Raw genomic sequence first — 23,344 nt, 5'->3', positions numbered from 1 at the left:
CGGCGGAGGCTCGTCAGATCGACGTGCGCATCGCGCGCTCGAACTGCGCCACGAACTGCGTGCCCGGGTCGGACCAGTCCGCGGCGGTGATCGACGCCGAGATCCGCTTCGCGTGCTCGACCGCGTCGGGCCGTTCGACGATGTCGACGAGGCGACGCGCGATGGCCGCGGGCGACAGCGGGACGTACTCGATGTGCTCGCTGTCGAGGACCCCGGTCGTGTTCGGGCTGTCGTTGACGACGGGCACGACGCCGGAGGACATGATCTCGAGCGGCAGCAGGGACATGTCGGTCAGCGAGAGGACGAGGCCTGCGGCGCAGCGGTTGTAGACCGCGTTGAGCTCCGAGATGTCCATCGCCGACCGGTTGACGAACGGGAACCCGGTCTCGTATCCCGACATGTCCCAGCCAACGAGGTTGATCGTGATGTCGGGGCGCAGGCGGTGGAACTCGGTCAGGGCGAGCTCGCCGATCTCCCAGCCGCGTCGAGGAGTCGGCGGGCGGGCGTAGAACAGGATCTCGGTGCGGGGCGCGTCGTTCACGTGCGAGTAGTGCTGCTTGTCGACCGAGTAGTCGAAGTGGTCGCAGCTCATCCCGTACTCGTCCGCGACCTTCTGCGCGAGCCACGGCCCAGCGGAGAAGCCGTGGAACCCGAACCGGTAGGTGTTCTCCGCGAGCACGTACTCACTGCTGGCCGGGTAGAACCACGGTTCGAAGTCCTGCACGAAGGAGAACCGCTTGGCCGGCCCCTCGGAGCGGAACGCGGGGTAGGCCGTCTGCCAGTCGGAGGACACGACGACGTCCGCGCCCGGCGCGATGCCGGTCGTCGGGTCGTACCGGACGATATCGGCCTGCAGCTCCGGGTAGGCACTGCTCGCCGCCATCATCGCGCGGATCCCGGGGATGTCGACCGCGGGCTGGGCCGACGCCTGGTACAGGTAGATCGTGAGCCGGTGCCCGGCCCGCTCGAGGAACTCCATGAACCGGAAGGCGTTCTGGTGGCCGCCCGAGGTCCGGCTCGGCGGCGAGATCAACCACGCCACGTCGTACGGGCGCTCCGGGAACTCGGCGGCGTTGAAGTTCCGCGGCACCGTCCAGTCGGCGGCGATGGCGTCGCTCGGGTAGAGGTCCGTCGGCTTGCGCCGCATGGGGTTGAACCGTCCGTCGGCGAAGTGCGCGGCACGCCAGAGCGTCGACCGGACGCCTTCGCCGCGGATGGCGCGGAGCCCCTGCCCGATCATGCCCATATGGAGTCCTGTCCCGTCGATGTCGTCGCTGCGAGTGCCGCAGGTGCGGCGGGTGCTGCTGGTGTCAGCGGTCCGAATGCGCGGACCGCCGTGATGACCCGGTCCACCTCGTCGTCCGTCATGGCTGGCCACAACGGGAGCCGGACGAGCCGCTCGGCGAACCGGACCGCGTGCTGCGGCTCGGTGACCACTCTGCCGTAGCGCCGACCCGCCGCGCTCGAGTGCAGCGGCACGTAGTGGAAGGCGGCACCGACACCGTGCGCCTGGAGGTGCCGCAGGAACTCCTGCTGCACCTGCGCATCCGGCAGCAGGAGGAAGAACAGGTGCGCGGCGTGCACGCCGCCGGGCGGGTCCATGAGCGTCGCGCCGCGATCGTGCGCCCACTCGGCGAGCTCGGCCGCATAGCGGTCCCAGATGCGGTGCCGATGCCCCTGGATGACGTCGAACTCGCGGAGCTGGGCGTCGAGGACGGCGGCGTTGAGCTCGCTCGGCAGGTAGCTCGACCCGAGGTCCGCCCAGCTGTACTTGTCGACCTGCCCACGGAGGAACTGTGCCCGATCGGTCCCCTTCTCGCGCATGATCTCGGCGCGGAGCAGGACGGTCTCGTCGGAGATGAGCAGGGCGCCGCCCTCGCCGCAATGCACGTTCTTCGTGTCGTGGAAGCTCTGGGCCGCCATCGCTCCCACCGTGCCGAGGCGGACACCGTCGCCCGCGACCCCGAGGCCGTGCGCGTTGTCCTCGAGCAGGTGCAGCCCGTGTTCGGCCGTGAGCTGCTGGAACGCCGGCACGTCCACCGGGACGCCGCCGTAGTGCATGACCGAGATCGCCCGCGTGCGGGGTCCGATGGCGTCGGCGACGTGCTGCGGGTCCAGATTGCCCGTCACCGGGTCGCTGTCGACGAAGACCGGCGTCGCTCCGGCGAGGACGACCGCGTTCGCCGCCGACGGGAAGGTGAAGGTCGGCAGGATGACCTCGTCGCCGGGACCGACGCCGATCAGACGAGTCATCATCTCGAGGGCGTGGGTCCCCGAGGTGGTCAGGAGCACGTGCGGCGCGCCCGTGAGGTGCCGGAGGCGCTCGGAGGCCGACGCGGTGAAGACGCCGTCGCCGTGGACGTGGTCGGAGGCGAGGACGCGTTCGAGGTGTTCGAGTTCACCGGCCGCGCGATAGGGCTTCGACAGCGGGATCCGCTGCTCCACGCGCACTCGTATCATGACAGTTCTCGCATCGTGCTTCCCCCGGACGTTCGATCGACACCCTCGATGTCGATGCTCCGAGGAACGCTCACGTCACCGGGGCGCTTCAGTATCCGCCCGAGTCGGCACGACCCACATCCTGCTGCGGGCTATTCCACCCCCGCCACCTGGCGGGTTCAGCCTCCAGTCCGTCGCCGACCGCTTCCCAGGACTCGTAGGGTGAGACTCGAACTGAGGAGGACACCGTGATCGGAGTGGCCATCGTCGACGACGAGGCGTTGGTACGGTCCGGATTCGAACTCATCCTGGGTGCCGTCGAGGACATCGAGGTCGTCGCCTCGGTCGACGGGATCGACGCCGTGGAGGCGATCCGGTCGAGCCGTCCCGACGTCGTCCTCCTGGACGTCCGCATGCCAGGGCGCAACGGGCTCGACATCCTCGACGAACTGCAGACCTGGGACGACCCGCCCGTCGTCGCGATCCTGACCACCTTCGACTCCGACGACTACATCGCACGCGCCCTCCGCAGTGGCGCTGCGGGGTTCCTCGTGAAGGACACGGACCCGGAGCAGCTCCCCATGCTGCTCCGATCCCTCTCCGCGGGCGGCATCGTGCTCTCTCCGCAGGTGTCCCGGACGCTCGTCGGCGGGTTCGCACGCACCGCCGACCGCGAGGCGGCGAAGCGACTGTCCGGGCTGACCGGCCGCGAACAGGACGTGCTCGCGGCGCTCCGAACCGGCGCGTCCAACACCGAGATCGGCGAGGCGCTGCACCTCAGCCGCGCGACCGTGAAGGACCACGTGAGTGCGATCCTCGGCAAACTCGAGGTGACGACCCGACTCGAAGCCGCCATCGTCGCTGAGCGTGCCGGGGTCCGCGGTGATGAGGCGGCTCCTCGGTGAAGCGGCGCTCCCGACTCTGGTCGGTGCTCCTGGAACTCGCCCTCATCGCGGCGGCGGCCGTCGAGAGTCTGGCGACGCTCGAGTGGGCGGCGCCGTGGGAGTCCGGTCTGGCGATCGCCGCTGCGGTCGGCCTGGTCTTCCGGCGGCGCTGGCCGTGGCTGTCGCTCCTGCTCGCCGTGCCGGCCTTCACCCTCAACCTCGCCACCCTGGCCGGCCTGGCATCGCTCTTCTCCGTCGCGGTGCGGGAACGGCGACGCTGGCGGCTCGTCACGACGGGCGCCGTCGTGTTTGTCCTCGCCGCGGTGCCGTGGTGGGGGTGGACGTCGCCCAATTACACGATCCTGTCCATCGTGTACGCCGCGCTCTACGCGGCGGCACCGATCGCGTTCGGCCTGCTCGTCCGCACCCGGCGTGAGCTGTTCGACCGCATCCGAGACCTCGAGCAGGCCCGCCGCAGCGAGCGGGCCCGCATCGCCACCGACGTCCTCGTCGAGGAACGCACGCGCATCGCCCGGGAGATGCACGACGTCGTCTCCCACCAGGTCAGTCTGATCGCCGTCCAGGCCGGCGCGATCCAGGTGCAGACCGAGGAAACCGGCACGAAGCGCATGGCGGTGACGATCCGGTCACTCGCGTCGCGCACCCTCGACGAGCTGCGCGACATGGTGACGCTGCTGCGCGCGGAGACCGGGCATGCGCCGCTGGCCCCGCAACCGACGGTCGACGACCTCGACCGGTTGATCGCGGACAGCGGCATCGCCGTCACCTCCGCCATCGAGCTGCCGGACGGACTCCCCGCGCCCGTGCAGCGTGCGATCTACCGGACGGTGCAGGAGGGGCTGACGAACGCGCGCAAGCATGCGCCGGGGGCCGCGGTCGACGTACGCGCCGAGGCCTCCGCCGACGAGGTCATCGTGGTCATCCGGAACGCCCGCCCCGCGCGGTCGTCCGACAGCTCGTGGTCCTCTGCGGGCCACGGGCTCGTCGGCCTGAGTGAACGCGCCGAACTCCTGAACGGCTCCCTGCTCACCGAGGACGCGCCGACCCGGTTCACCCTGACGTTCCGCGCACCCTACTGAGGCTCACCGAGGCTCAGGCTCACCGAGGCTCAGGGCCGGAGTTCCACCTCGTCGCCGAAGAGCGGTGTCTGGAAACGACGCTCGAAGCGCACGATGCAGCCGGTGCCCCGCACGAGCTCGTAGGCCTCGATGCACTCCGGGTCCGTCGCCGCGGCGATGCGGTACTGCTCGTAGGCGGCGAGCGACGGGAAGCTGAACAGCGCGAACGCCTCGTCGTTGTCGCCCTCCGCGGGGAGGAAGTAACCGTGGTGGTCGCCGCCGAGCCGGTTCACGAGGCGGATCCAGCGCCGCCCGTACTCGGTGAAGGTGTCGAGCTGCTCGGGGTCGATCTGGTAGCGGAGGTGGATGGTGATCATGGGTCCAGTCTGGCCGTCCGCACGACGACCGTCGTCATAGGGGGCCACCGGCGTCACCGGACACCTACGCTGGAAACCCGTCCCCACACCCGGAAGGTGGTCGAGATGTCCTCGGAATACGACGACGCCGCCGCGAACGGGCTCGCCCGCGCCCTCCGCGTGCCGGCCTCGTCAGACCGGCTCCAGGCCGCGCTCGCCGCGGGCACCACCCCGAAGAGCGCCTACATCGAGGTCCTCGTCGACCGCTGCGCCGTGGAGCCCGACTTCTTCGTGCGCGACATGCTCACCTGGGCACTCGTGCGACACGACCCCGAGGTCACCGTTCCCCGCCTGCTGGAGGAACTCGGGTCGGTCTTCCCGCAGGCGCGCAGCCAGGCGCTGCACACCCTCTCGAAGACCGGAGACCCACGCACCTGGTCGGCCATCACGCTCGCGCTGCTGGAGGACGAGGAGGATCAGGTCGCCCGAGCCGCCTGGCGCACCGCCGCAGGGGTCGTCCCGGAGCGGGAGGCGTCGGCGCTCGCCGAGCTGCTGGCGAGGCAGTTCGGCCGAGGCGACCGCGAGGTGCAGCTCAGCCTCACGCGTGCGTTCGCCACGATCGGCGAGCCCTCGATCGAACCCGTCGAAGAAGCGGCCGCATCCGAGGTGTTCGAACGCGAGGCCCGTGCGCACGCTCGCGCGACCGCCCGGATCCTCCACGACCCCGAACTGGACTTCGACGAGGCGATGCAGGAGGCCCAGCACGCGCTCCGCCAGGGTGACTGAGGAAGCGGGTACGCCCCGACCGCCTCAGCTGAGCCGGGCCGTGCGGAGCGTCGCCGTCGCGCTGTGCGCCGCCATCCCCTCCGAATCGGAGATGACCTGCACCGCGTCGGCGAGCTCGGGCGTCGCCGTCTCGGCGATCCGCTGGTAGGTGAGCGGCTTCAGGAACCGCGACACCGAGAGCCCGGCACTGTGCTTGGCGCCGCCGGCGGTGGGGAGCACGTGGTTCGTGCCGGCCATGCCCTTGTCCGAGTACGCCACGGTGCTCCACGCGCCGAGGAAGATCGACCCGTAGTTGAGCAACCGCTCGTGGTACCAGGCGTCGTCCGCCGTGATGACCTCGAGGTGTTCCGGGGCGAGGTCGTCCATGAGCGCCGCGGCGGTCTCGCGGTCGTCGGCCACGGTCACGGAGCCGTAGTCGCGCCAGGCGGGCCCGCAGATCGACTCGGTCGAGAGCGTCGGGAGCTGGCGTTCGACCTCGGCGATGACCGCGCGGCCGAGCTCCTCCGACGTCGTCACGAGCGCGGCCGGCGAGTTCGGTCCGTGCTCGGCCTGCCCGAGCAGGTCCGCGGCCACCAGGATCGGGTCCGCGGTCTCGTCCGCGAGGACGGCCACCTCGGACGGACCGGCGAGGAGGTCGATCGCGACCGTGCCGAACAGCTGCCGCTTGGCCTCTGCGACGAAGGCGTTGCCCGCACCGACGAGCATGTCGATCGGCAGCTCGCCGAGCAGACCGTAGGCCATGGCGGCGAGCGCCTGGACACCGCCGAGGATGAAGACGCGGTCGACGCCGGACACGTGCGCGGCGTAGACGACCGCGTCGTTCGCGCCGCCGTCGGGCTGCGGCGGGGTGCAGGCGATGACCGTCGGCACACCGGCCTGCTTGGCGACGCCGACCGTCATGAACGCGCTCGCGGTGAGCGGGAAGCGACCGGCCGGGAGGTAGGCGCCGACGCGGGAGACGGGCACGTACTTCACGCCAGTGATGAGTCCGGGGACGAGCTCGGTCTCGAAGTCCTGCAGGTGGGAGCGCTGCTCCCGGGCGAAGGCCCGGGTGCGCTCACCGCCGAGGTCGATGGCGGCGCGGAGGTCCGCGGGGAGGCGGTCGCCGCTGGTCGCGATCTGCTCGGGCGTGAGCTCGACGTCGCCGCCCTCGTACCGGTCGAGCCGTCGCGCGGCATCGAGCACGGCGTCCATGCCGCGCCGCTCGATGTCGAGGAGCATCGCGGAGACGGTCTCGATGACGGCCGGGTCGCGCTGCGCCGGTGGGGCGTCGACGAGCGGGGTCTTGAGGTGACGGAAGGAGCCGCCGAGGGACTGGAGCACGGGAGGACTGAAACGCATGCTGCGAGCGTACGAACGCGGCGCGGGGGCGACAACGGGGGACGTACCGGCGCGAGCCATCGGGTCATCCGATACTCCGGTTCGCAGGCGTCGCTCAGCGCCTCGGGGTGGTCGCGATCACCTGGTCGGGCTCCGCCGCCGCGAGCAGGGTGTGCTCGGCGAGCTCGGCGATCCGTGCGGTGGCCGGCGACAGGTAGGCGCCCTCGCGCTGGACGAGCGCGATCGTGTCGTAGAGCGGTTCGGCGAAGGGGGTGAGCGTCAGCTGCTCCGGGAACCCGCCGGTGCGGGCGACCGTGCCGGACACGATCGTGTCGGCGGCCCCGGTCGCCGCGAGGCTCAGGGCGGTCTCCACGTGCTCGACCTCGACGGCTGGTTCGATCGACCGTCCCTGCAGACGAGCGCGCTCCAGCAGTTGGAGCCGAGTGGGATCCCGCCACCCGGCGTAGGCGTCGTAGAGCACGAGCTTGGCGTCCGCGAACTCGTCGATCCCGACCGGGCCCGCGGCGGGATCCCTGGTGGTGGAGGCGTAGAAGACCTCGTCGCGGAAGAGGGGCCGGATGGCGAGGCCCGCGACGGGCACCGGGAGGACGACGAGCCCGGCCTCGATCTCGCCGCTCGCCACGGAGTCCGCGACGAGTGCCGAGTTCAGCCCCACGAGTCGCACACGCACGTTGGGGTACCGCTGGTGGAAGCGCTGCACCAGGTCGGACAGCTCGTAATAGGCGGCGTTGCGCAGGACGCCGAAGGTGCACACGCCGCCGTCGAGGGAGGTGATCGCCGAGAGCGCGTCGAGTCCGCCGTCGATCGCGGCGACCGCGCGTCTGGCATGCTCGCGCAGCTCCTCGGCGGCCGCCGTCGGGACGAGCCGGCGCGCACCGCGGGCGAACAGCTGCAGGCCGATCTCGCGCTCGAGGCGGCTGACGAGCTCGGACACGGAGGCCTGGCTGCTGTCGAGCTCGGCGGCCGCGGCGGTGAAGGAGCCGCTCTCGTAGGCAGCGAGGAAGGCGCGGAGTTGCGCGAGGGTCATGCGGTCAGCCTAGCGAGGAGCGCTCTCCCGTCACGGCGCCGTACAGCTCCGGCCGCCGGTCGGCGAGCACGTCGTTGCGCGGACCGATCCGGGTCGCGGCCCGGTCGATCCAGACGGTCCCGTCCACCCGTCCCCGCGCGTCCTTCTCACCGACGGGCCACCCGTCGGCCGGGATGATCGTGGTCCCCTCGGTCCAGGGCTTGCCGGCCTCGGTGCCGGAGCGGTCGCAGCACACGATCGGGATCGCGGACGCGCGCGCCGCCGCCATCGCCTGGACGACCTCGGGTGCCCGCTCGCCCTCCGGCCGCTCGACCAGGGGCCAGTTCGTCGGGACGACGAGGAGGTCCGCTCCGCGGAGCGCCAGTCCCCGCGGCACCTCGGGGAACTCGAGGTCGTAACAGACGAGGACGCCGAGCCGGCCGAGCGGCGTCTCGACCACCGGCTGGGTCTCGCGACCCGCCACGAAGACGGACTGCTCTTCGTCCCACAGGTGCACCTTCCGGTAGACCCCGAGCACCCCCGAGGCACCGAGGACCAGCGCGCTGTTACGGATCTCTTCACCGTCCAGCTCGCAGAACCCGACGACCACCACGCCGTCTTCGGGGAGCAGTGACGCCCAGCCGCTGAACACCGACGCATCGCTCGGGAGTGCGACCGCGCGGGCCGCATCCGGGGTGCCGAGGTAGTAGCCGCTCGTCGCGAGTTCGGGCAGCACGAGGAGCTGCACCCCGTCCGCGACGGCGTCCCGGATGGCCGCCTCGATCGTGCGCAGATTGCTGTCGAGGTCGCCGAGGACGGGGGCGAGTTCCTGGGCGCGGACCCGGGCGCTCCGCGCATCGGGGTCGCTGTGGTCGGTGGCCCCCGTGGGGTCGGTGCTGGTCATCCAGCGATCATACGAAGCCCTCGCGGACGGGACCATCGTGTTCCCCGATGGCTGGGATCGGGGCATGGCCGATTGTGCCCGTCCGTGGGCTGCGGATACCGTCGTCGGCACGAGCGAGTCCCCGACCCGAGGCAGACCCCCGCTGCCCGTCGCACTCCTCGACCGCCCGAGCCCTGGAGGCCAGCCATGGCGACACCCGCCGCCCACTCGTCCACGCCCGGTTCCGCTCCCGGAGCGGGTGACGCCCAGCCGTCCCTCGTCGAATCGCGCTCCATCGACTGGGTCCCGCTCGACGAGCGTCACGGTCGCCCGCGCTCGCTGTTCTCCCTCTGGTTCATGTCGAACGCGCAGGTCACGACCCTGGCGACCGGCATGCTCGGCGCGGCTCTCGGAGCGAACCTCGCGACGTCCCTCCTCGCGATCGTCCTCGGCGTAGCAGTCGGCACCGTGTTCACGGCCTTCCACTCCGCACAGGGACCGCAGCTGGGACTCCCGCAGATGATCCAGTCGCGGGCCCAGTTCGGCTACCGCGGCGTCGTCCTCATCTGCGCGATCGTCGTGTTCAGCCTCGTCGGCTTCAACATGTTCAACCAGATGCTCGGTGCGGACGTCCTCACCATGACCACCGGCGTCGACGCGGGCGCGGGCTGGTACGTGCTCATCAGCGGTGTCGCCGTCCTCCTCGCGATCTTCGGGTACTCCTGGATCCACCGGACGCAGTCGTGGCTCACCGCGCTGTTCCTCATCACCTTCGGGCTGTTCACGGTCGTCGTCCCCTTCGTCGTGCCGCTCCCGGCCGATGCGCTGTCGCTGGCGAACTTCAGCTGGGTGGCGTTCCTCGTGCAGTTCGGTGGCGCCGCGGCCTACGCGCTCGGTTGGGCGCCGTACGTGTCCGACTACTCGCGCTACCTCCCGCCGCAGACGAACCCCGGGCGGGCACTCTTCTACACCTACGGCGGTGTGTTCGTCGGCGCCGTCTGGCTCATGGGGCTCGGTGCCTTCGTCGCCAGTGCGTTCCAGGGCGCCGACCCGCTCGAAGGGGTCCGTGACGCCGCGGACGCCATCCTGCCCGGCTCCGGCACCTGGCTGCTCGTGGCAGCGCTACCCGGACTCATCAGCGTCATCACGGTCAACATCTACGCGGCCTCGATCGAGACGATCACGATCATCGACTCCATCCGACCGGTCCGGCCGACACGCACGCTGCGGGTCGTCACGTGTCTCGCGATCGCCACGGCCGCCGTCATCGGCTCCTTGCTCAGCACCGGCGAGTTCCTCGCGAACTTCAGCAGCTTCCTCGTCGTCCTGCTCTACGTCCTCGTGCCGTGGACCTCGATCAACCTCGTCGACTACTACCTCGTCCGGAAGGGCCACTACGTGGTCCGTGACATCTTCACCCCGAACGGCGTCTACGGCGCCTGGGGCTGGCGTGGCCTCCTCGCCTACGCGATCGGCATCGTGGCGATGATCCCGTTCGTCGTGACGGTGTGGTTCACCGGTCCGATCGCGCAGGCGCTCGGCGGCGCCGACCTCGCGCTGTTCATCGGCCTCGCCGCGTCCGCGATCGCCTACGTCCTCCTCTCCCGGTCGCTCGACCTGGGCCGTGAGCGTGCAGCGGCCGAGCGCGACGTCACCGAGACGGGTCACCAGGCGGTCGCCTTCAGCTCCCGGCAACGCTGAGTTCTCGGGCAAGCTGAGCGACGGACGTCGTCCGGTTGCAGGGCGTCACGCGATTACACTCGACGACGTGAGCGGATCGGACGGAACGGGCGACCCCGACGTCCGCATCCCGGATCCCGCGCCTCGGCACACGCCACTGTGGACCGTCCTCTCCGCCTGGCTTCTGCGCGTCGAGCGTTGGTTGCAGTCCCGTGGCGGCTCCCGCCTCCGCGGCGGGCTGTGGCAGCTCTGGGGGCTCGTCGCCGTCGGCGGGATCCTCCTCCTCGTCGGCCCGGTCATCAACCCGCCCCTCACCCTCGACGACCTCACCGACGAGGCATCCGACGTCACCGACACCTGGATCGCCCGCTCCTTCAGCGCCGACTACCGCGTGACGACGGATGACGACGGCCGGCTCGTCACCGACGTCGAGGAGCGCATCGACGCGTTCTTCCCGAAGGACCTCGACGACCGGACCATCGAGCGGGTGCTCGCGACCGAGTATCAGGGCCACGCCCTCGACCCGTCGGCGATCACGGTGACGTTGGACGGCGTGAAGCAGGACGTGACCCGGGAGCGGGCAGCGGTCTTCCTCCGGCTCGTCGTCGACCCCGGCGAGCAGCTCACGGGCGACCACGAACTCGTCATCCGGTACCGACTCTCCGATCTCGCCTACGTCAACACCGACCCGGCCACCGGGCAGCCCGTCGACCTCCTCCGCTGGGACGTCTTCGGGCCCGACCTGCAGCAGGCCGTGGCGAAGCTCGACGTGCGGGTGACCATCCCACAAGACCTCGACGACCGGCTCGTCCGGCAGCCGTACGGCTCCCTCGCCTGGACCCTCATCGGTGCCGGGCAGTGGCTCAGCCCGGAGGCCGACTCGCCTCCTGGCGAGGTCGCCTACGCGTTCACGAGCGACGACGCGGCCCCGCCGCACGCGCAGGCGCGGTTCACGATGCCGTTCGAAGCGGGCTCGATCACGATGCCGCCGCAGTCCTGGATCTTCTGGGTCCAGACCTTCGGCCCCGTCCTGCCGATGCTCGTCCTCGCTGCGACGCTCCTGCTGTCGTTCGCCGCCCGGGCCGTCGCGTGGGGCGACGCTCGTGGACGTCCGTGGTACCTCGCCCAGTCGGAGCCTCCGGAGGGCATCACGCCCCGCACCGCGGCGCACCTCCTCCGGTCGCCCGCGACGATGGAGCTCGCCGAACGACTGAAGGACGCCGCGATCAGCGGCTCGAAGGAGCAGGCCAAGCGACAGGCGCGCCTCGTTGCGGCCGCAGGCGCCGCGAAGCGGGCCGGCCGTCTGGGCGACCGACCCCGCGCCCTGCGTCGGTACCTCACCGGGACGGAACGGGCCGGACAGGTCCGTGCGGGTCTGCGCCGGGTGCCGAAGGGCTTCGTCCGTGACTGGTTCATCGCCGCACCGATCGCGCTGACCATCCTCCAGTGGGGCATCGTCCGGCAGCTCTCCCATCAGACGGTGCTCGCGGTGGTGTGGTGGCCGCTCGCCTTCGTCGCCCTCTCCACCGTCTTCGCCGTCATCGTGCTCGCGATCACCCTGACCGCCCGGCCACTGACCCGCAAGGGTGCGCTCGTGAAGCAGCACCTGCTCGGCATCCGGGTGTTCGCCGAACGGACGCAGCTGCTCGATCGCGCCTCCCTACGCGACCGTCTCCTGCCCTACGCCGTGCTCGGCGCCCCGCCCCGGGCGACGGGCCGACGGGTCGCCGCGCTGATCGCGCCGGAGATCACGATGCCGGCGGCCGCGACCGGTCCCACCTCGCCGCCCGACGGGTCGTCAGCGGGCTTCCTGACCGGCCCGCGGATCGCCGTCCGGGTGCTCGCCGCGCTCCTCGTCGTCGGCGCGATCGTCGCGGTGAACGTCCTCCCGGCTTCGTCGCTGGAGCCCGAGACCGCGCGCTCCTACACGGGCGACATCCCCGGATCGACCCTCGTCACGATCGCTGCAGCCGAGTTCGACGCACAGCTGACCCGGTCCGGTGGCGACGGTGCGCGACTGCGCGTGACCGAACGCCTCGGCGTCGACTTCTCGAATGAGGGGGCGGTGCCCGGTCAGGTGGTCCGCGAGTGGCCCGCCGTCGTCGACGGCCAGGACCTGGGTCTCAGCGTCGACCGCGTGACGATCGACGGCGATGACGCGCCATTCACGACGGAACACGAGGACGGTCGGCTGCTGCTCCGGACGACCTTCGACGACGTGCGGACGGGTCTGCACGACGTCGTGATCCAGACGACCGCCACGAGGCCGGCTATCGCCACGTCCGTCGGCGGTCGGGACGTCGACCGGGTCAGCTGGGTCGCACTCCTCGACGGCTGGTCGAACAGCGTCCCGATCGACAAGGACATCCCGCCCGAACCGTTCCGACTCAGCTTCACCGCCGACGACGAGCTCCTCGACGACGCCGTCGACGCCGGGTGGACTCCCGCCGAGGCAGGGGCTTGGCGACCGGCGGCGACCGAAGGTGGTGCCGCCCGCTCGACGGCGACGCTCGACCTCGCGCCGGACGACGACGGCCGGTGGTCACTCGACGTCCGTGGCGACGACCTCGGTGCGGTCCTCGACCTCCCGGCCGGGACGGTCGCCGGTACCGACGCCGATGCCGCGGCCTTGGCCCGGACGGCGGCGCTGGCACCGGGGCTCCTCACGGTGGTCCTCGCCGGCATCGCGGTCCTCGGTTCCGTGATCGGCGCCCTCGGGTCGGCCCGGCGCCGGGCCCCGAAACCGGGTCTCCTCCGCGACGCCGTGCGCTGGCTGACCCCGTCGGCCCTCGCCGCCGCGGTGATCCTGGGCGTCTGGACCCTGAACGGTGTCGCGGGCGACGACCCGTTCGGCGACCTCGTCCTCGGCGGGGTGATCGCCGGCGTCGTGGCGGTCATCGCCTGGTACAGCGTCGTGATGTGGGCCAGGCCGCGCGCCTGACCGCCACGACCCGCGCGACACGGCGGGTCAGGCCCTGTCAGGTCAGGTAGCGTCGCGACCGCTCATCGAGCAGGTCCGAGAACGGCCTCCGACACCTCGCCGGCCGATGCGCCCTTCAGCTCGACCAGGATGATGTGCGTCGGGGTCGTGCCGGTGTTCTCACCGGAGTGCCGCTGCGCGGGCAGCCAGACCGCGTTGCCGGCGTGGAGCTCCGTGTCGAACACCCGCTCGCCCGAGTGCAGTCGGCGGTGGAAGTCGGTCAGCGTGATCATGACGCTGTTCGGATGTCGGTGGGGCACGGTCTGCGTGCCCGGCGTGTCCTGGTAGTCCAGGACACGCACGAAGTCGTTCTCCCACAGGGTCGTGTAGTTGTCGGGATTGCTCACCGTCGGATCGTCGTTGATCATGGCTGAACGGTACGCCGCTCCGGGCGCGCTGCGACACCGGTTTTTCGAGCGGGTAGCATCGTCGGATGTCGACCACGCGACCGCCCGAGATCCTCCGCCTCACGGCCTTCGCCGCCGAACCCGGTGGCGGCAATCCCGCGGGTGTCGTCCTCGACGCCTCGGTGCTCACCGACGCCGAGATGCAGGCGATCGCCACCGAGGTCGCGTATCCGGAGACGGCGTTCGTCGTCGACCCGGGTATCGATGGTGACGACCGCCACCTGCGCATGCGCTACTTCTCCCCCGGTGCCGAGGTGCCGTTCTGTGGGCACGCGACCATCGCCACCGCCGTCGCCCTGGCTGAGCGCCGTGGCGTCGGACGCTTCACGCTGGAGACGAACGTCGGACCCCTCGTCGTCGAGACCGCATCCGACGCCGACACGAACGGCGACGCCAGCTCGATCACCGCGTCGTTCACGAGCGTCGAACCCACCGTGCGCGATCTCGACGCCGGGGTCGCCGATCGTCTGCTGTCACTGCTCGGGCTCGAACGCTCCGACCTCGACGAGCGGTGGCCGCTCCGCGAGTCGTTCGCCGGCAACCGGCACCCGGTCGTCGCGGTCCGCGAGCAACAGGTCTTCGACGCCTTCACCTTCGACCCGACCGCCCTGCGCACGCTGATGGATGAGCAGGGTTGGGCCGGGACGGTGACGGTCGTACACGATCACGGGATCGACGCGGACGGCCAGCTGCTCGTCGAGGCCCGCAACCTCTTCCCGGTCGGAGCCATCACCGAGGATCCGGCGACCGGTTCCGCAGCCGCCTCCTTCGGTGGCTACCTGCGGGCGCTCGGCCTCCTCACCCCGCCGGCTCGGATCCTCATCCGCCAGGGCCACCACGTCGGCGCGCCCAGTCTGCTGACGGTCGACGTCCCGGTCACCGGCGGCATCACCGTGACGGGGACGGCGCAGCCGATCGCGGGCTGCGACGAGTCGACGCGCTAGCATCGAGCCAGTCGCGGTCGGGCGGCCGCCCACTGAGGGGATGGACATGTTCACAGGCACCAGGTCGAATCGGGGGCGCACCGCAGTCCTCGGTGTCATCGGCGCAGCAGTGCTCGGGTTCGCCCTCACGGGATGCGCATCCGGCGCCGAGGGCGGCGCCGACGCCTCGAGCACACCGCCTGCCGCCGAGTCGGGCGACGCTGTCGGTGTCGTCGGTGTCTGGGGAGACCCCGACGCGCAGAGCACCCCATCGCTGGTGTTCGCGGAGGACGGCAAGGTCACGGGGACCGACGGCTGCAACCGCCTCATGGGCTCGTGGACTGCCGACGGCGACACGGTCGAGTTCGCGCCGCTGGTGTCCACACGGATGGCCTGTGAGGGAGTCGACACCTGGTTGTCGGGCGGAGCGTCCGGCACCTGGACCGACACGAGCCTCGTCGTCCTCGACGAGAGCGGCACGGAGATCGGCACGCTCGAGCGCTCGGAGTGAGCGAGCCCACGGTGCTCGGGCCATCTGGTGCCCAGAGCGGGTGGGATCATCGCGTGAACGTGACGACGGGGTGCCCTCGGCGGGGATCCAGCGTCACCTCGGCCGCCACGCCGTAGACGTCCGCGATGAGCGCCGCGGTCAGCACCTCGCCCGGCGCCCCGGCAGCGACCACCCGACCGGCCCGCAGCACGACGACCGTGTCGCAGTACATCGCGGCCAGATTGAGGTCGTGGATGGCGATCACGGTCGTGACCGGGAGCGCACAGACGAGGTCGAGCAGCTCCAGCTGGTGTCGGATGTCGAGGTGGTTGGTCGGTTCGTCGAGGAGGAGCTCGCGTGGCTCCTGCGCGAGTGCCCGCGCGATCTGTGCCCGCTGGCGTTCGCCTCCGGAGAGCGTGTGCCAGAGGCGGCCGGCCTGGTCGAGCAGGCCGACGTGGGCGAGCGCGCGGTCGACGGCGGTCTCGTCGGCCGCGGTGTCACCGCCGAGTCCCGAGCGGTGCGGGATCCGGCCGAGCCGCACGATGTCGCGCACCGTGATGTCGACGTCGGTGTCGGCGTGCTGCGTCACCGAGGCGACCGAACGCGCGATCCGTCGTCGACCGACCGACGCCAGGTCCACACCGTCGAGCGTCACGAGTCCGGCGGTCGGCTTCACGAGGCCGTGGAGCACCCGCAGGAGCGACGACTTGCCCGACCCGTTCGGACCGAGGAGACCGACGGTCTGGCCCGGCTCGGGGTGCAGGGTGACCCCGTCGACGACGAGCGCACCGCCGCGGTTCCAGGACACGTGCTCTGCATGAAGGGTCATCCGCGCCTCCGTCTCCGGGCCAGCAGGGCGATGAAGACCGGGACCCCGACGAGCGCGGTCCCGACGCCGACCGGCAGCGGCGTCGGCGAGAAGGCGACGCGCGAGCCGGCATCCACCCAGACCATGAAGATCGCACCGATGATCGCCGTGGCCGGGATGAGCCGACCGTGACGGGGTCCGACGAGCAGGCGGGCGGCGTGAGGCAGCACGAGTCCGACGAAGCCGATCGCTCCCGCGACGCTCACCAGCGTCGCCGTGATGAGCGCCGTCGCGATGAGCAGGATCGCCCGCGTCCTCGCGACGTGGATGCCGAGTGACGCCGCGACGTCCTCACCGAAGGCGAAGGCGTCGAGCGCATGGGCGTACCGGAGGCACAGGACCGAGCCGGCGACGACGACGATCGCACAGAGCACCACGTCGTCCCAGCGCACGCCCTCGAGCGAGCCGAGCAGCCAGAACATCACGCCGCGCGTCTCGTCCGAGTCGGCGAACGCGAAGATGATCAGCGACGTCAGTGCGGAGAAGAGTTGCGTGCTGGCGACGCCCGCGAGGACGACCCGGTCGGTCCCGCCGCCCGACAGACGGGAGAGCAGGAGCACGAGTCCGAAGGCGACGAGCGCGCCGATGAACGCGCCGCCGGAGAGGCCGATCGACGCCCCGCCGAGTCCGAGGATCCCGATCGCGACGGCACCGGTCGACGCACCGGAGGAGATGCCGAGGATGAACGGATCGGCCAGCGGGTTGCGGAGCAGCGACTGCATGATGACGCCGCAGAGCCCGAGCCCGGCACCGCAGGCTGCCGCGACGAAAGCCCGCGGCAGGCGTTCCTCCCACACGATCGCGTCCTTCGACAGCTTCACGGGGATGTCGGTGACACCGAGGTGGTTCGCGACGATGTCCCGCACGTTCACGAGCAGGATGTCCGCCGGTCCGAGTGTGATCGCCACGCCGACCGAGACGAGGAGGAGGACCACGCCGGCGAGGACGAGCAGGCCGGTGATCGTCGCGCGGCGTGCGCGTGAGGCGGGTCGCCGCGCCGTGTCGCTGGCCGTCACCGGTTCGGTGCTCGTCACCGTCTCCGGGTTCAGAGCTCGTCCTCGTGCTCGACCCACCACGCCTTGATCTTCTCGAGGCCGTCGACGAAGCGGATGGACGGGTTCAGCTCGGCGCCGTGCAGGGCGATGTACCGCTGGTTGCGCACCGCGTCCATGGTCTTCGTGAGCGGGTCGGACTCCAGGAACGCGACCTTGTCGTCGAGGCGGTCGCCGGGGAACCGGTCGCGCTGCAGGTCGCCGAGGACGAGGACCTGTGGGTCGCGGTCGACGAGGTCTTCCCAGGTGGTGGCCGGCCAGTCGTCCTCGAGTTCCCCGAAGGCGTTGTCGAGCCCGGTGGTCGAGGCGAGCAGCGCGGCGGATCCGAGCCCACCGCCGACGTACGGGGTCTTCGTGTCGGCGAACCAGAACGCGACGGTCGTGCCGTCGAAGTCGACGCCCTCGGTCGCCTTCGCGGCCCGGGCCTGCAGGTCGGCGACGAGCGTTGCTGCGCGGTCGGAGACGTCGAAGACCTCGCCCATCTCGGTGATCTCCTGGTAGAGCGCGTCGATGGTGAGCGGGGTCGTGCGCGTCCCGCCACCGTTGATGCTCGTGCCGTTGTCGCAGTCGGTGGGCGAGAGGTAGCTGGCGACACCGGTCTCGGCGAACCGCTCGCGTGGTGCGACGCCGCCCTCATTGAAGTGGCGGCCGAACGAGGCGGTGACGAAGTCCGGGTCGGCTCCGAGGACGACCTCGTAGGTGGGGGCGTTGTCGGCCAGCCGGGGGACGTCGGCGTTCGCGTCGGCGAGTGACTCGAGGACGGGGTCCGTCCAGGAGGCGGTGCCGACGATGCGGTCCTCGAGCCCGAGGGACAGCAGGATCTCGGTCGAGTTCTGGTCGAGGGAGACGACCCGCTGTGGTGCGGCGTCGATCGTGACCTCGGTGCCGCAGTTGTCGAGCGTGAGCGGGTAGTCGGTCGCGCCCTGCCCTGCGGCGGCGGCGGTCGATTCGGGCTCGACCGCTTCGGACGCGCCGCAGGCGGACAGTCCGACGGCGAGCGCCGCGGCGAGGACGAGGCTGATGGCGGCGCGCTGGTGCACGTCGTCTCCTTCATTCGAGGGGGTGGGACCTAGGAAGGATAGCATTACCTGAGTGGCGGGGGCGAATCGGGGCGGTCGGAGCAGGCGCGACAGCCCCACCCCTCAGCGCGGGTCGACGAGCCCCGCGCTGATTCCCAGAGCACGGCCTGGAGGCGGTCACGCGCTCGCGCCTCCTGCAGCGGCGCAGGAAGCGCAAGCTGCAACTTCTACGCTCATCGACTTCGGCGTGTAGGACCGCGGCATCCTCGCGGATATTACCTCAGAGCAGCGAGAGGGTGACCGTCCGGCGCATCGACCGATTCGGCCGTTCCTTCGTGAACGGGCTCGATACAGCCGAACGTCCGCGCGCTGGCTCACCATCAAACCACGGGATCCATCAGTGGACGCCGACATCATCGCGGGGAATCTTGCGATCGTACCGGTCGCTCACAGCCGGAGCCTCATGGTCGTGGACGCAGCAGTGATCGTTGACACGAGCCTTACGACGCAGTACCGATGCCGGACCGTACCCAGGATCGACACGACCGAGATTGATCAATGTCGACATTCGAGCCACCGCTTTGATGTCGCACGCGACCGCGAAAAGCGGGGAATCGCGAAGTGAACCCGCCTCACGAATAGAAGCGGTCCTGACCCTGGGTGCATCACGCTATGTTATGCAGGGGGGGCATGAATCAATTGGACACGCTAGACATTGTTGCTGCCGGAACACCGGAGCAGACTCGGTCATTTTTCCACGTCATCGGTGAACTCAACATCCCGAACACACGTGTGAACTATCGGGTCCATTGGCTGACCCTAGATGGCAACGGGCGCGACCGTACTGTCGCATTGGCGCAACACCTCTACTTCAAGATCGCTGACTACTGCACTCCACGCAGCCGGATACTCGAGGCGCGCGCGCGCGATGAACGCGAGGGCGGCAACGTGCAGATGATGATGCTGCAGGAAGAAGCCCGCCGCCTCTTCATTGATTCAGACGCGTCCGGAGAGGGCGGCGAACTACTTCTCTACTTCCTGCTGGAGGCGGAGCTCAACCTCCCGCAAGTCCTGTGCAAGATGCCCCTCAAGACGAACGCCAAGATGCCCATTCATGGTGTCGACGGCGTACACGCTGGGGTTCGCGCAGGCGGCGGGCTCGCCGTGTATTGGGGGGAGTCAAAGCTCTACACAGATGTGCAGGCGGCGCTGACCGAGTGTTTTTCGAGCATCACTCCGTTTCTCCTTGACGACGGGTCAGGGGCGGCGCATCGAGATCTCGTACTCGTACGCGAGGGGTTGGACACCGGGGACCGCGAACTCACGCTGAGGCTCGTGCAGTACTTCACAGACGACGCGCCTGAGCGGTCCAAGCTCGAGGTCCGGGGCGCCTGTCTCGTGGGTTTCACCCATGACCCCCATGGCTACCCCTTCGAGGAAGACGAGGTCACCATGCTCGCGGAGGTCGAGGAGCGAGTCAGCGCTTGGGCCAAGAGCGTAGGCTCCCGAGTCTTGAACCGTAAGATCGAGGATTTTGAGATCGAGTTCTTCTGTATACCGCTGCCATCTGTGCGCAAATTACGGACGGCGTTCAATGATCTCTTGGGGCACAAGTGAACGACGAAGAGTACTGGGTCGAGGTCTCCGGTCTCGCAGCGTTCACCGAAGGCGTTCGGCTTTCAACGCTGAAATCCACCCGCAGCTTCTTTGCCAATGTTCGGCCGCGCGAATCTACCCCCAGCATCGAATGGGATCGACACCTTCTTGCTGCGAGCCTCGTTACGTTAGACGCACCGGAAACTGTCCAGTCGGGCGCCCTTCGGATACTGCAAGGATGCGTCCAGGACCCTGACGCCACTTCGGTGCAGAAGGCAGCCGCCGAGTATCTTCTGCGGCGCCTCGGGAATGGCCGCGCCGCCGAACTCGCGCACAAGAGGGGGCTCGCGCCGGACGATGACGACCCGGCGTCTGCGAGCCCGCTGTCGCTCGACCTTATTCGGCGAACTCTCGAGCTCAGCGTCGACGGAGGCGAGCACCGCGTTCCGGTGAACTACTTCCAGCGGCAATTTTGGAGCGCAGCGGAAGACTCACGATGGACGAGCGTCTCAGCACCGACCTCGGCTGGAAAGTCACACATCGTCAGGTTGTGGTTGACGACCCAAGTCAGATCTCACGACACCTACAGGGCCGTCTACGTGGTGCCTACACGCGCGTTGATCGATGAGGTCAGTCGCGAACTCGAGACGGCTCTGGGCGAAGGTGCGACAGTTACAACAATGCCCTGGGATACAAGGATCGACGAGAAAAGACATGAGCTGTTCGTCCTGACGCAAGAACGGCTGCATATTCTTTTGCGCAAACGACCGGAGATGACGTTTGACGTCATATTCGTCGATGAAGCACAAAAGCTAAATGACGGATCTCGCGGAGTCCTTCTCCAGCGCACTCTAGACGAAGCCGCACGCCGCGGCGAGCCTACGATTATCTTCGCGAGCCCACTCACGTCGAATCCGGAGCTCCTTGTCGAAGGCGTTTCTGGAACATCGAAGGCTCTTGTCAGCGAAACAGTGACGGTCAATCAGACGCTTATTCACGTCAATCAGCGACCACGTAAAACGACGCTGTGGGACATGGTCGCTCTAGTGAGCGGGGAGGCAATCTCGATCGGCGAGTTCGACCTGCCCGCTCGACCAGTTCCGGCAAGCAAGCGACTTTCGCTCGTTGCCGTCGCGCTAGGAAGTGCACACTCCGGCAATGTTGTGTACGCCAATGGGCCCGGCGACGCCGAAAAGACGGCCGGTCAGATCTGCGACGCGCTGGGCACGTCAGATTGGAGGCCGTCCGCGGCGACCCTCGATGTCGTCGAGCTCATCGAAAAGACGATTCATCCACACTATCTCTTGGCAACATATTTGAAGCAGGGCGTGGCTTTCCACTACGGAAATATGCCGTTGCTGGTCCGCGAAGCAGTGGAAACGCTCTTTCGCAATGGAGACGTTCGTTATCTCGTTTGCACATCAACCTTACTCGAGGGCGTGAATCTTCCTTGTCAGAACCTTTTCGTCAGAGCACCCCGCAAGGGGAACAACACTCCGATGTCGGCGCCGGACTTCTGGAACCTGGCGGGTCGAGCCGGCCGATGGGGTGTCGAGTTTCAAGGCAACATCGTGTGCATCGACACGTCGGATGAGAACGCGTGGCTTGAGGCGCCTACTCGCCGCACACGTCAGCCGATGGCGAGAGCGACCGACGCGATCGCCCGAGACATCGGTGCTCTGCGCGAGTACATCGCGGATGGTACGCCGGTGGCCACAGCACGCACGCAACCCATCCTCCAAGCTCTGTTCGGTATCTTGGCGTCGGCACGGCGACAAGGTCGCGAGCTGCAGGAGCTGCCGTGGCTGCAGGCAACGGCTGATGAGGCGGCCGAACTCTCAGAGATTGTTGACGCAAGCCTGGCCCCACTGACCGTACCGGTGGAGACTCTCCAACTTCACGCGGGCATTAGTCCCATCTCGATACAACGCCTGTACGACCATTTCCGGACAGTCTCAAGTCGGGATGAGTTCGATTTGGCCGCTCCCGAGAGCACGGATGCTGTCGATTCCTACATACGCGCAATCGCAATCTGTTTCAGGTTCCTAGGGGCTGACTTCACCGATGTGGACGGACGACACTTCTCACTTGCTCTCTTGTTCGTGGAGTGGATGAGGGGTCGGCCCCTTGCGGTTCTCATCGCAAGCCGCATTCGGTATCTGCGCAGGGCACGTAAAGAATTCACCCTCGCCGTTGAGATACGCAGTGTGCTCAAGGATGTCGAGCAGTATGCACGATTCGAAGGGCCGCTGTTCCTCGCCTGCTACGCCGATATCCTCAACGAGGCCCTGCCGCAGGATGTGAATGGCACCGAAACGCCGGACATCGCGATGATGATGGAGCTCGGCGTGTCGCGCGTAACCGAGGTATCGATGATGAGTCTTGGTATCTCGAGGACCAGTGTGGTGGCGTTGTCTGAGCACATCGTCAGCGACGACCTCACGCCTGAGCAGTCAGTTGAGTGGATTACGTCGCGAGATATCGCGGCGTTCGATCTACCTACTCTCGTTGTCGCAGAAATCGTGCAAGTGGCGCGCAGGCGAACAAGCGGCGATTAGGCCAGCGATCGCAATAGACAAAAAGAGGAGATCATGGTCGCAAAGCCCGTGGTATTGCGTACGTTCCGTTGGGATACTATTTCAAAAGCGAAGGAGGCGTTCCGCGCTATTCTGCATACTTACGATTTGAACGAACGGATTACCGACCCCACCCATGTCAAGATGCTCCACGAGCTCCTCGAACAGCACCCGCGAGTGCAGGAGAAGACTGGGCAAGGCGTCGACCACTTCTATGTAGGGCGTACTCAGCAGGAAGACGGTTCCGTGCGCCACTGGAACGGCAGAGGAATCTGGATTCGTCGTGTGGATGGCAGCCCAGCCGACTTCGGCTACAACGCTGCCATTACCGGCCCATCGGCAAGAGTGGACGCGAAGGATGCCATGCGCCACGCCGTAAGTACGCGGCGGGATGACTACCGAGAACGCCGGTACGCCGGCGCTTCCGATGTAACGTGTTTTCTCAGTGGCGAGATGCTCAACGAAACCGACGCGCAGGTGATCTACGTGAACCCGACCTGGGAGCAATTGACATATCGATTCGCGCTCAGCGAGGGTGGCTGGGAGCAGATCAAGGTCAGCTCCGGAGACGGATCTGCACAGATCGGTGGGCGACTCTCGGACCCCGAGGTGCTCCGCAGATGGCTGGCATTCTACGATGCTCATGCGAATCTCGAGATTGCGTCGCGTTCGTCAGCCGCGAGACGACCGTGGCCGGACGAGACGGCTTGGGACCCATTCAAGTAGACGACTCAGCCGCACGGCTTGTTTGCATTGTTACTCCCACTTGAACCAAAGGAAGTTCCGCCAACTGGGGACAGCGACGCTTATTAGAAGATCGGCTTCCACCGGCAGTCGAGACCCATGTGCCGAAGATGCCCAGCGATTTCCGACTCGCCTCGATGACCACGTCGAACCCTAAAGCAATTTCACTGGTGATTTCTATTTATTCATCCTTCCGCCGTTAGCCGGAACCATATGAAGTTCGCCACCCTCATGA

General features: G+C 68.5%; 20 protein-coding genes. 10 read left to right on the top strand and 10 right to left on the bottom strand.

Annotated elements, in window-relative coordinates:
- Positions 1-13: 13 nt before the first annotated feature.
- Together CCK91_RS03125 and rffA are read right to left on the bottom strand one after the other, a co-directional pair.
- Entirely contained in the window at positions 14-1,246 is a 1,233-nt protein-coding gene (locus tag CCK91_RS03125; RefSeq protein ID WP_086472817.1) for a rhamnosyltransferase WsaF family glycosyltransferase, read from the bottom strand.
- Positions 1,237-2,445, bottom strand: a complete 1,209-nt coding sequence (gene rffA, locus CCK91_RS03120) for a dTDP-4-amino-4,6-dideoxygalactose transaminase (protein WP_242664217.1) — start codon at positions 2,443-2,445, stop codon at positions 1,237-1,239. The genes CCK91_RS03125 and rffA overlap by 10 nt, the downstream gene beginning before the upstream one ends.
- A 242-nt stretch (positions 2,446-2,687) precedes the next feature.
- On the opposite strand from rffA, the gene CCK91_RS03115 reads away from it, so the two are divergent.
- Positions 2,688-3,344, top strand: a complete 657-nt coding sequence (locus tag CCK91_RS03115; RefSeq protein ID WP_086472815.1) for a response regulator — start codon at positions 2,688-2,690, stop codon at positions 3,342-3,344.
- Positions 3,341-4,423: a sensor histidine kinase gene (locus CCK91_RS03110; RefSeq protein ID WP_086472814.1), complete on the top strand. Its 1,083-nt coding sequence runs from the start codon at positions 3,341-3,343 to the stop codon at positions 4,421-4,423. Before CCK91_RS03115 ends, CCK91_RS03110 begins: the two co-directional genes overlap by 4 nt.
- Before the next feature lie 29 nt (positions 4,424-4,452).
- On the opposite strand, the gene CCK91_RS03105 is transcribed toward CCK91_RS03110, so the two are convergent.
- Positions 4,453-4,779, bottom strand: coding sequence for an NIPSNAP family protein (locus CCK91_RS03105; protein WP_086472813.1), 327 nt, complete (start codon positions 4,777-4,779; stop codon positions 4,453-4,455).
- A gap of 105 nt (positions 4,780-4,884) precedes the next feature.
- Between CCK91_RS03105 and CCK91_RS03100 the strand changes: the two genes are divergently transcribed.
- Positions 4,885-5,544, top strand: coding sequence for a HEAT repeat domain-containing protein (locus tag CCK91_RS03100; RefSeq protein ID WP_086473139.1), 660 nt, complete (start codon positions 4,885-4,887; stop codon positions 5,542-5,544).
- 24 nt (positions 5,545-5,568) lie between these two features.
- Here CCK91_RS03100 and hisD read toward each other — a convergent pair whose 3' ends face one another.
- From hisD to CCK91_RS03085, 3 genes are all read right to left on the bottom strand, one after another.
- Complete coding sequence (hisD, locus tag CCK91_RS03095; protein ID WP_086472812.1) at positions 5,569-6,885, bottom strand: histidinol dehydrogenase; 1,317 nt, start codon at positions 6,883-6,885, stop codon at positions 5,569-5,571.
- 94 nt (positions 6,886-6,979) lie between these two features.
- Positions 6,980-7,912 carry a LysR family transcriptional regulator gene (locus CCK91_RS03090; RefSeq protein WP_079704685.1) on the bottom strand — a complete coding sequence of 311 codons (933 nt, stop codon included), beginning with the start codon at positions 7,910-7,912 and terminating at the stop codon, positions 6,980-6,982.
- Between the two features lie 4 nt (positions 7,913-7,916).
- Positions 7,917-8,795: a nitrilase-related carbon-nitrogen hydrolase gene (locus CCK91_RS03085; RefSeq protein WP_086472811.1), complete on the bottom strand. Its 879-nt coding sequence runs from the start codon at positions 8,793-8,795 to the stop codon at positions 7,917-7,919.
- 186 nt (positions 8,796-8,981) lie between these two features.
- Between CCK91_RS03085 and CCK91_RS03080 the strand changes: the two genes are divergently transcribed.
- The gene (locus tag CCK91_RS03080) at positions 8,982-10,475 is read left to right on the top strand and encodes a purine-cytosine permease family protein (protein WP_086472810.1); all 1,494 of its coding nucleotides are present in this window, start codon (positions 8,982-8,984) and stop codon (positions 10,473-10,475) included.
- 67 nt (positions 10,476-10,542) lie between these two features.
- Positions 10,543-13,395 carry a hypothetical protein gene (locus tag CCK91_RS03075; RefSeq protein WP_086472809.1) on the top strand — a complete coding sequence of 951 codons (2,853 nt, stop codon included), beginning with the start codon at positions 10,543-10,545 and terminating at the stop codon, positions 13,393-13,395.
- A gap of 62 nt (positions 13,396-13,457) precedes the next feature.
- Here the strand turns inward: CCK91_RS03075 and CCK91_RS03070 are convergent, their stop codons facing one another.
- Positions 13,458-13,802: a cupin domain-containing protein gene (locus CCK91_RS03070; protein WP_086472808.1), complete on the bottom strand. Its 345-nt coding sequence runs from the start codon at positions 13,800-13,802 to the stop codon at positions 13,458-13,460.
- 65 nt (positions 13,803-13,867) lie between these two features.
- Here CCK91_RS03070 and CCK91_RS03065 point away from each other — a divergent pair, with 65 nt between their 5' ends.
- Together CCK91_RS03065 and CCK91_RS03060 are read left to right on the top strand one after the other, a co-directional pair.
- Complete coding sequence (locus CCK91_RS03065) at positions 13,868-14,785, top strand: PhzF family phenazine biosynthesis protein (RefSeq protein WP_086472807.1); 918 nt, start codon at positions 13,868-13,870, stop codon at positions 14,783-14,785.
- A 46-nt stretch (positions 14,786-14,831) separates the two neighbouring features.
- Entirely contained in the window at positions 14,832-15,275 is a 444-nt protein-coding gene (locus CCK91_RS03060) for an META domain-containing protein (protein ID WP_086473138.1), read from the top strand.
- Positions 15,276-15,321: 46 nt separating this feature from the next.
- Here the strand turns inward: CCK91_RS03060 and CCK91_RS03055 are convergent, their stop codons facing one another.
- The 3 genes from CCK91_RS03055 to CCK91_RS03045 are packed head-to-tail and all read right to left on the bottom strand — an operon-like array spanning position 15,322 to position 18,214.
- Complete coding sequence (locus tag CCK91_RS03055) at positions 15,322-16,083, bottom strand: ABC transporter ATP-binding protein (RefSeq protein WP_086472806.1); 762 nt, start codon at positions 16,081-16,083, stop codon at positions 15,322-15,324.
- The gene (locus CCK91_RS03050) at positions 16,080-17,156 is read right to left on the bottom strand and encodes a FecCD family ABC transporter permease (protein ID WP_086472805.1); all 1,077 of its coding nucleotides are present in this window, start codon (positions 17,154-17,156) and stop codon (positions 16,080-16,082) included. Before CCK91_RS03050 ends, CCK91_RS03055 begins: the two co-directional genes overlap by 4 nt.
- 11 nt (positions 17,157-17,167) lie before the next feature.
- Positions 17,168-18,214 (bottom strand): ABC transporter substrate-binding protein, encoded by a 1,047-nt coding sequence (locus CCK91_RS03045; protein ID WP_242664216.1) that lies wholly within the window; start codon positions 18,212-18,214, stop codon positions 17,168-17,170.
- A 669-nt stretch (positions 18,215-18,883) separates the two neighbouring features.
- On the opposite strand from CCK91_RS03045, the gene CCK91_RS03035 reads away from it, so the two are divergent.
- The 3 genes from CCK91_RS03035 to CCK91_RS03025 are packed head-to-tail and all read left to right on the top strand — an operon-like array spanning position 18,884 to position 23,091.
- Positions 18,884-19,810, top strand: a complete 927-nt coding sequence (locus CCK91_RS03035; RefSeq protein ID WP_165766971.1) for a HamA C-terminal domain-containing protein — start codon at positions 18,884-18,886, stop codon at positions 19,808-19,810.
- Entirely contained in the window at positions 19,807-22,347 is a 2,541-nt protein-coding gene (locus CCK91_RS03030; RefSeq protein WP_086472801.1) for a DEAD/DEAH box helicase, read from the top strand. Before CCK91_RS03035 ends, CCK91_RS03030 begins: the two co-directional genes overlap by 4 nt.
- Positions 22,348-22,380: 33 nt before the next feature.
- A complete protein-coding gene (locus CCK91_RS03025; protein WP_086472800.1) occupies positions 22,381-23,091 on the top strand; it encodes a DCL family protein in 711 nt (236 codons plus the stop codon).
- Positions 23,092-23,344: the final 253 nt, after the last annotated feature.

Origin of the sequence: Plantibacter elymi (nom. nud.), from assembly GCF_900177795.1 — a bacterium.
Classification (GTDB): Bacteria; Actinomycetota; Actinomycetes; order Actinomycetales; family Microbacteriaceae; genus Plantibacter; species Plantibacter elymi.
The sequence above is the reverse complement of the archived record's forward strand: the minus strand, read 5'-3'. Positions and strand labels throughout refer to the sequence as shown.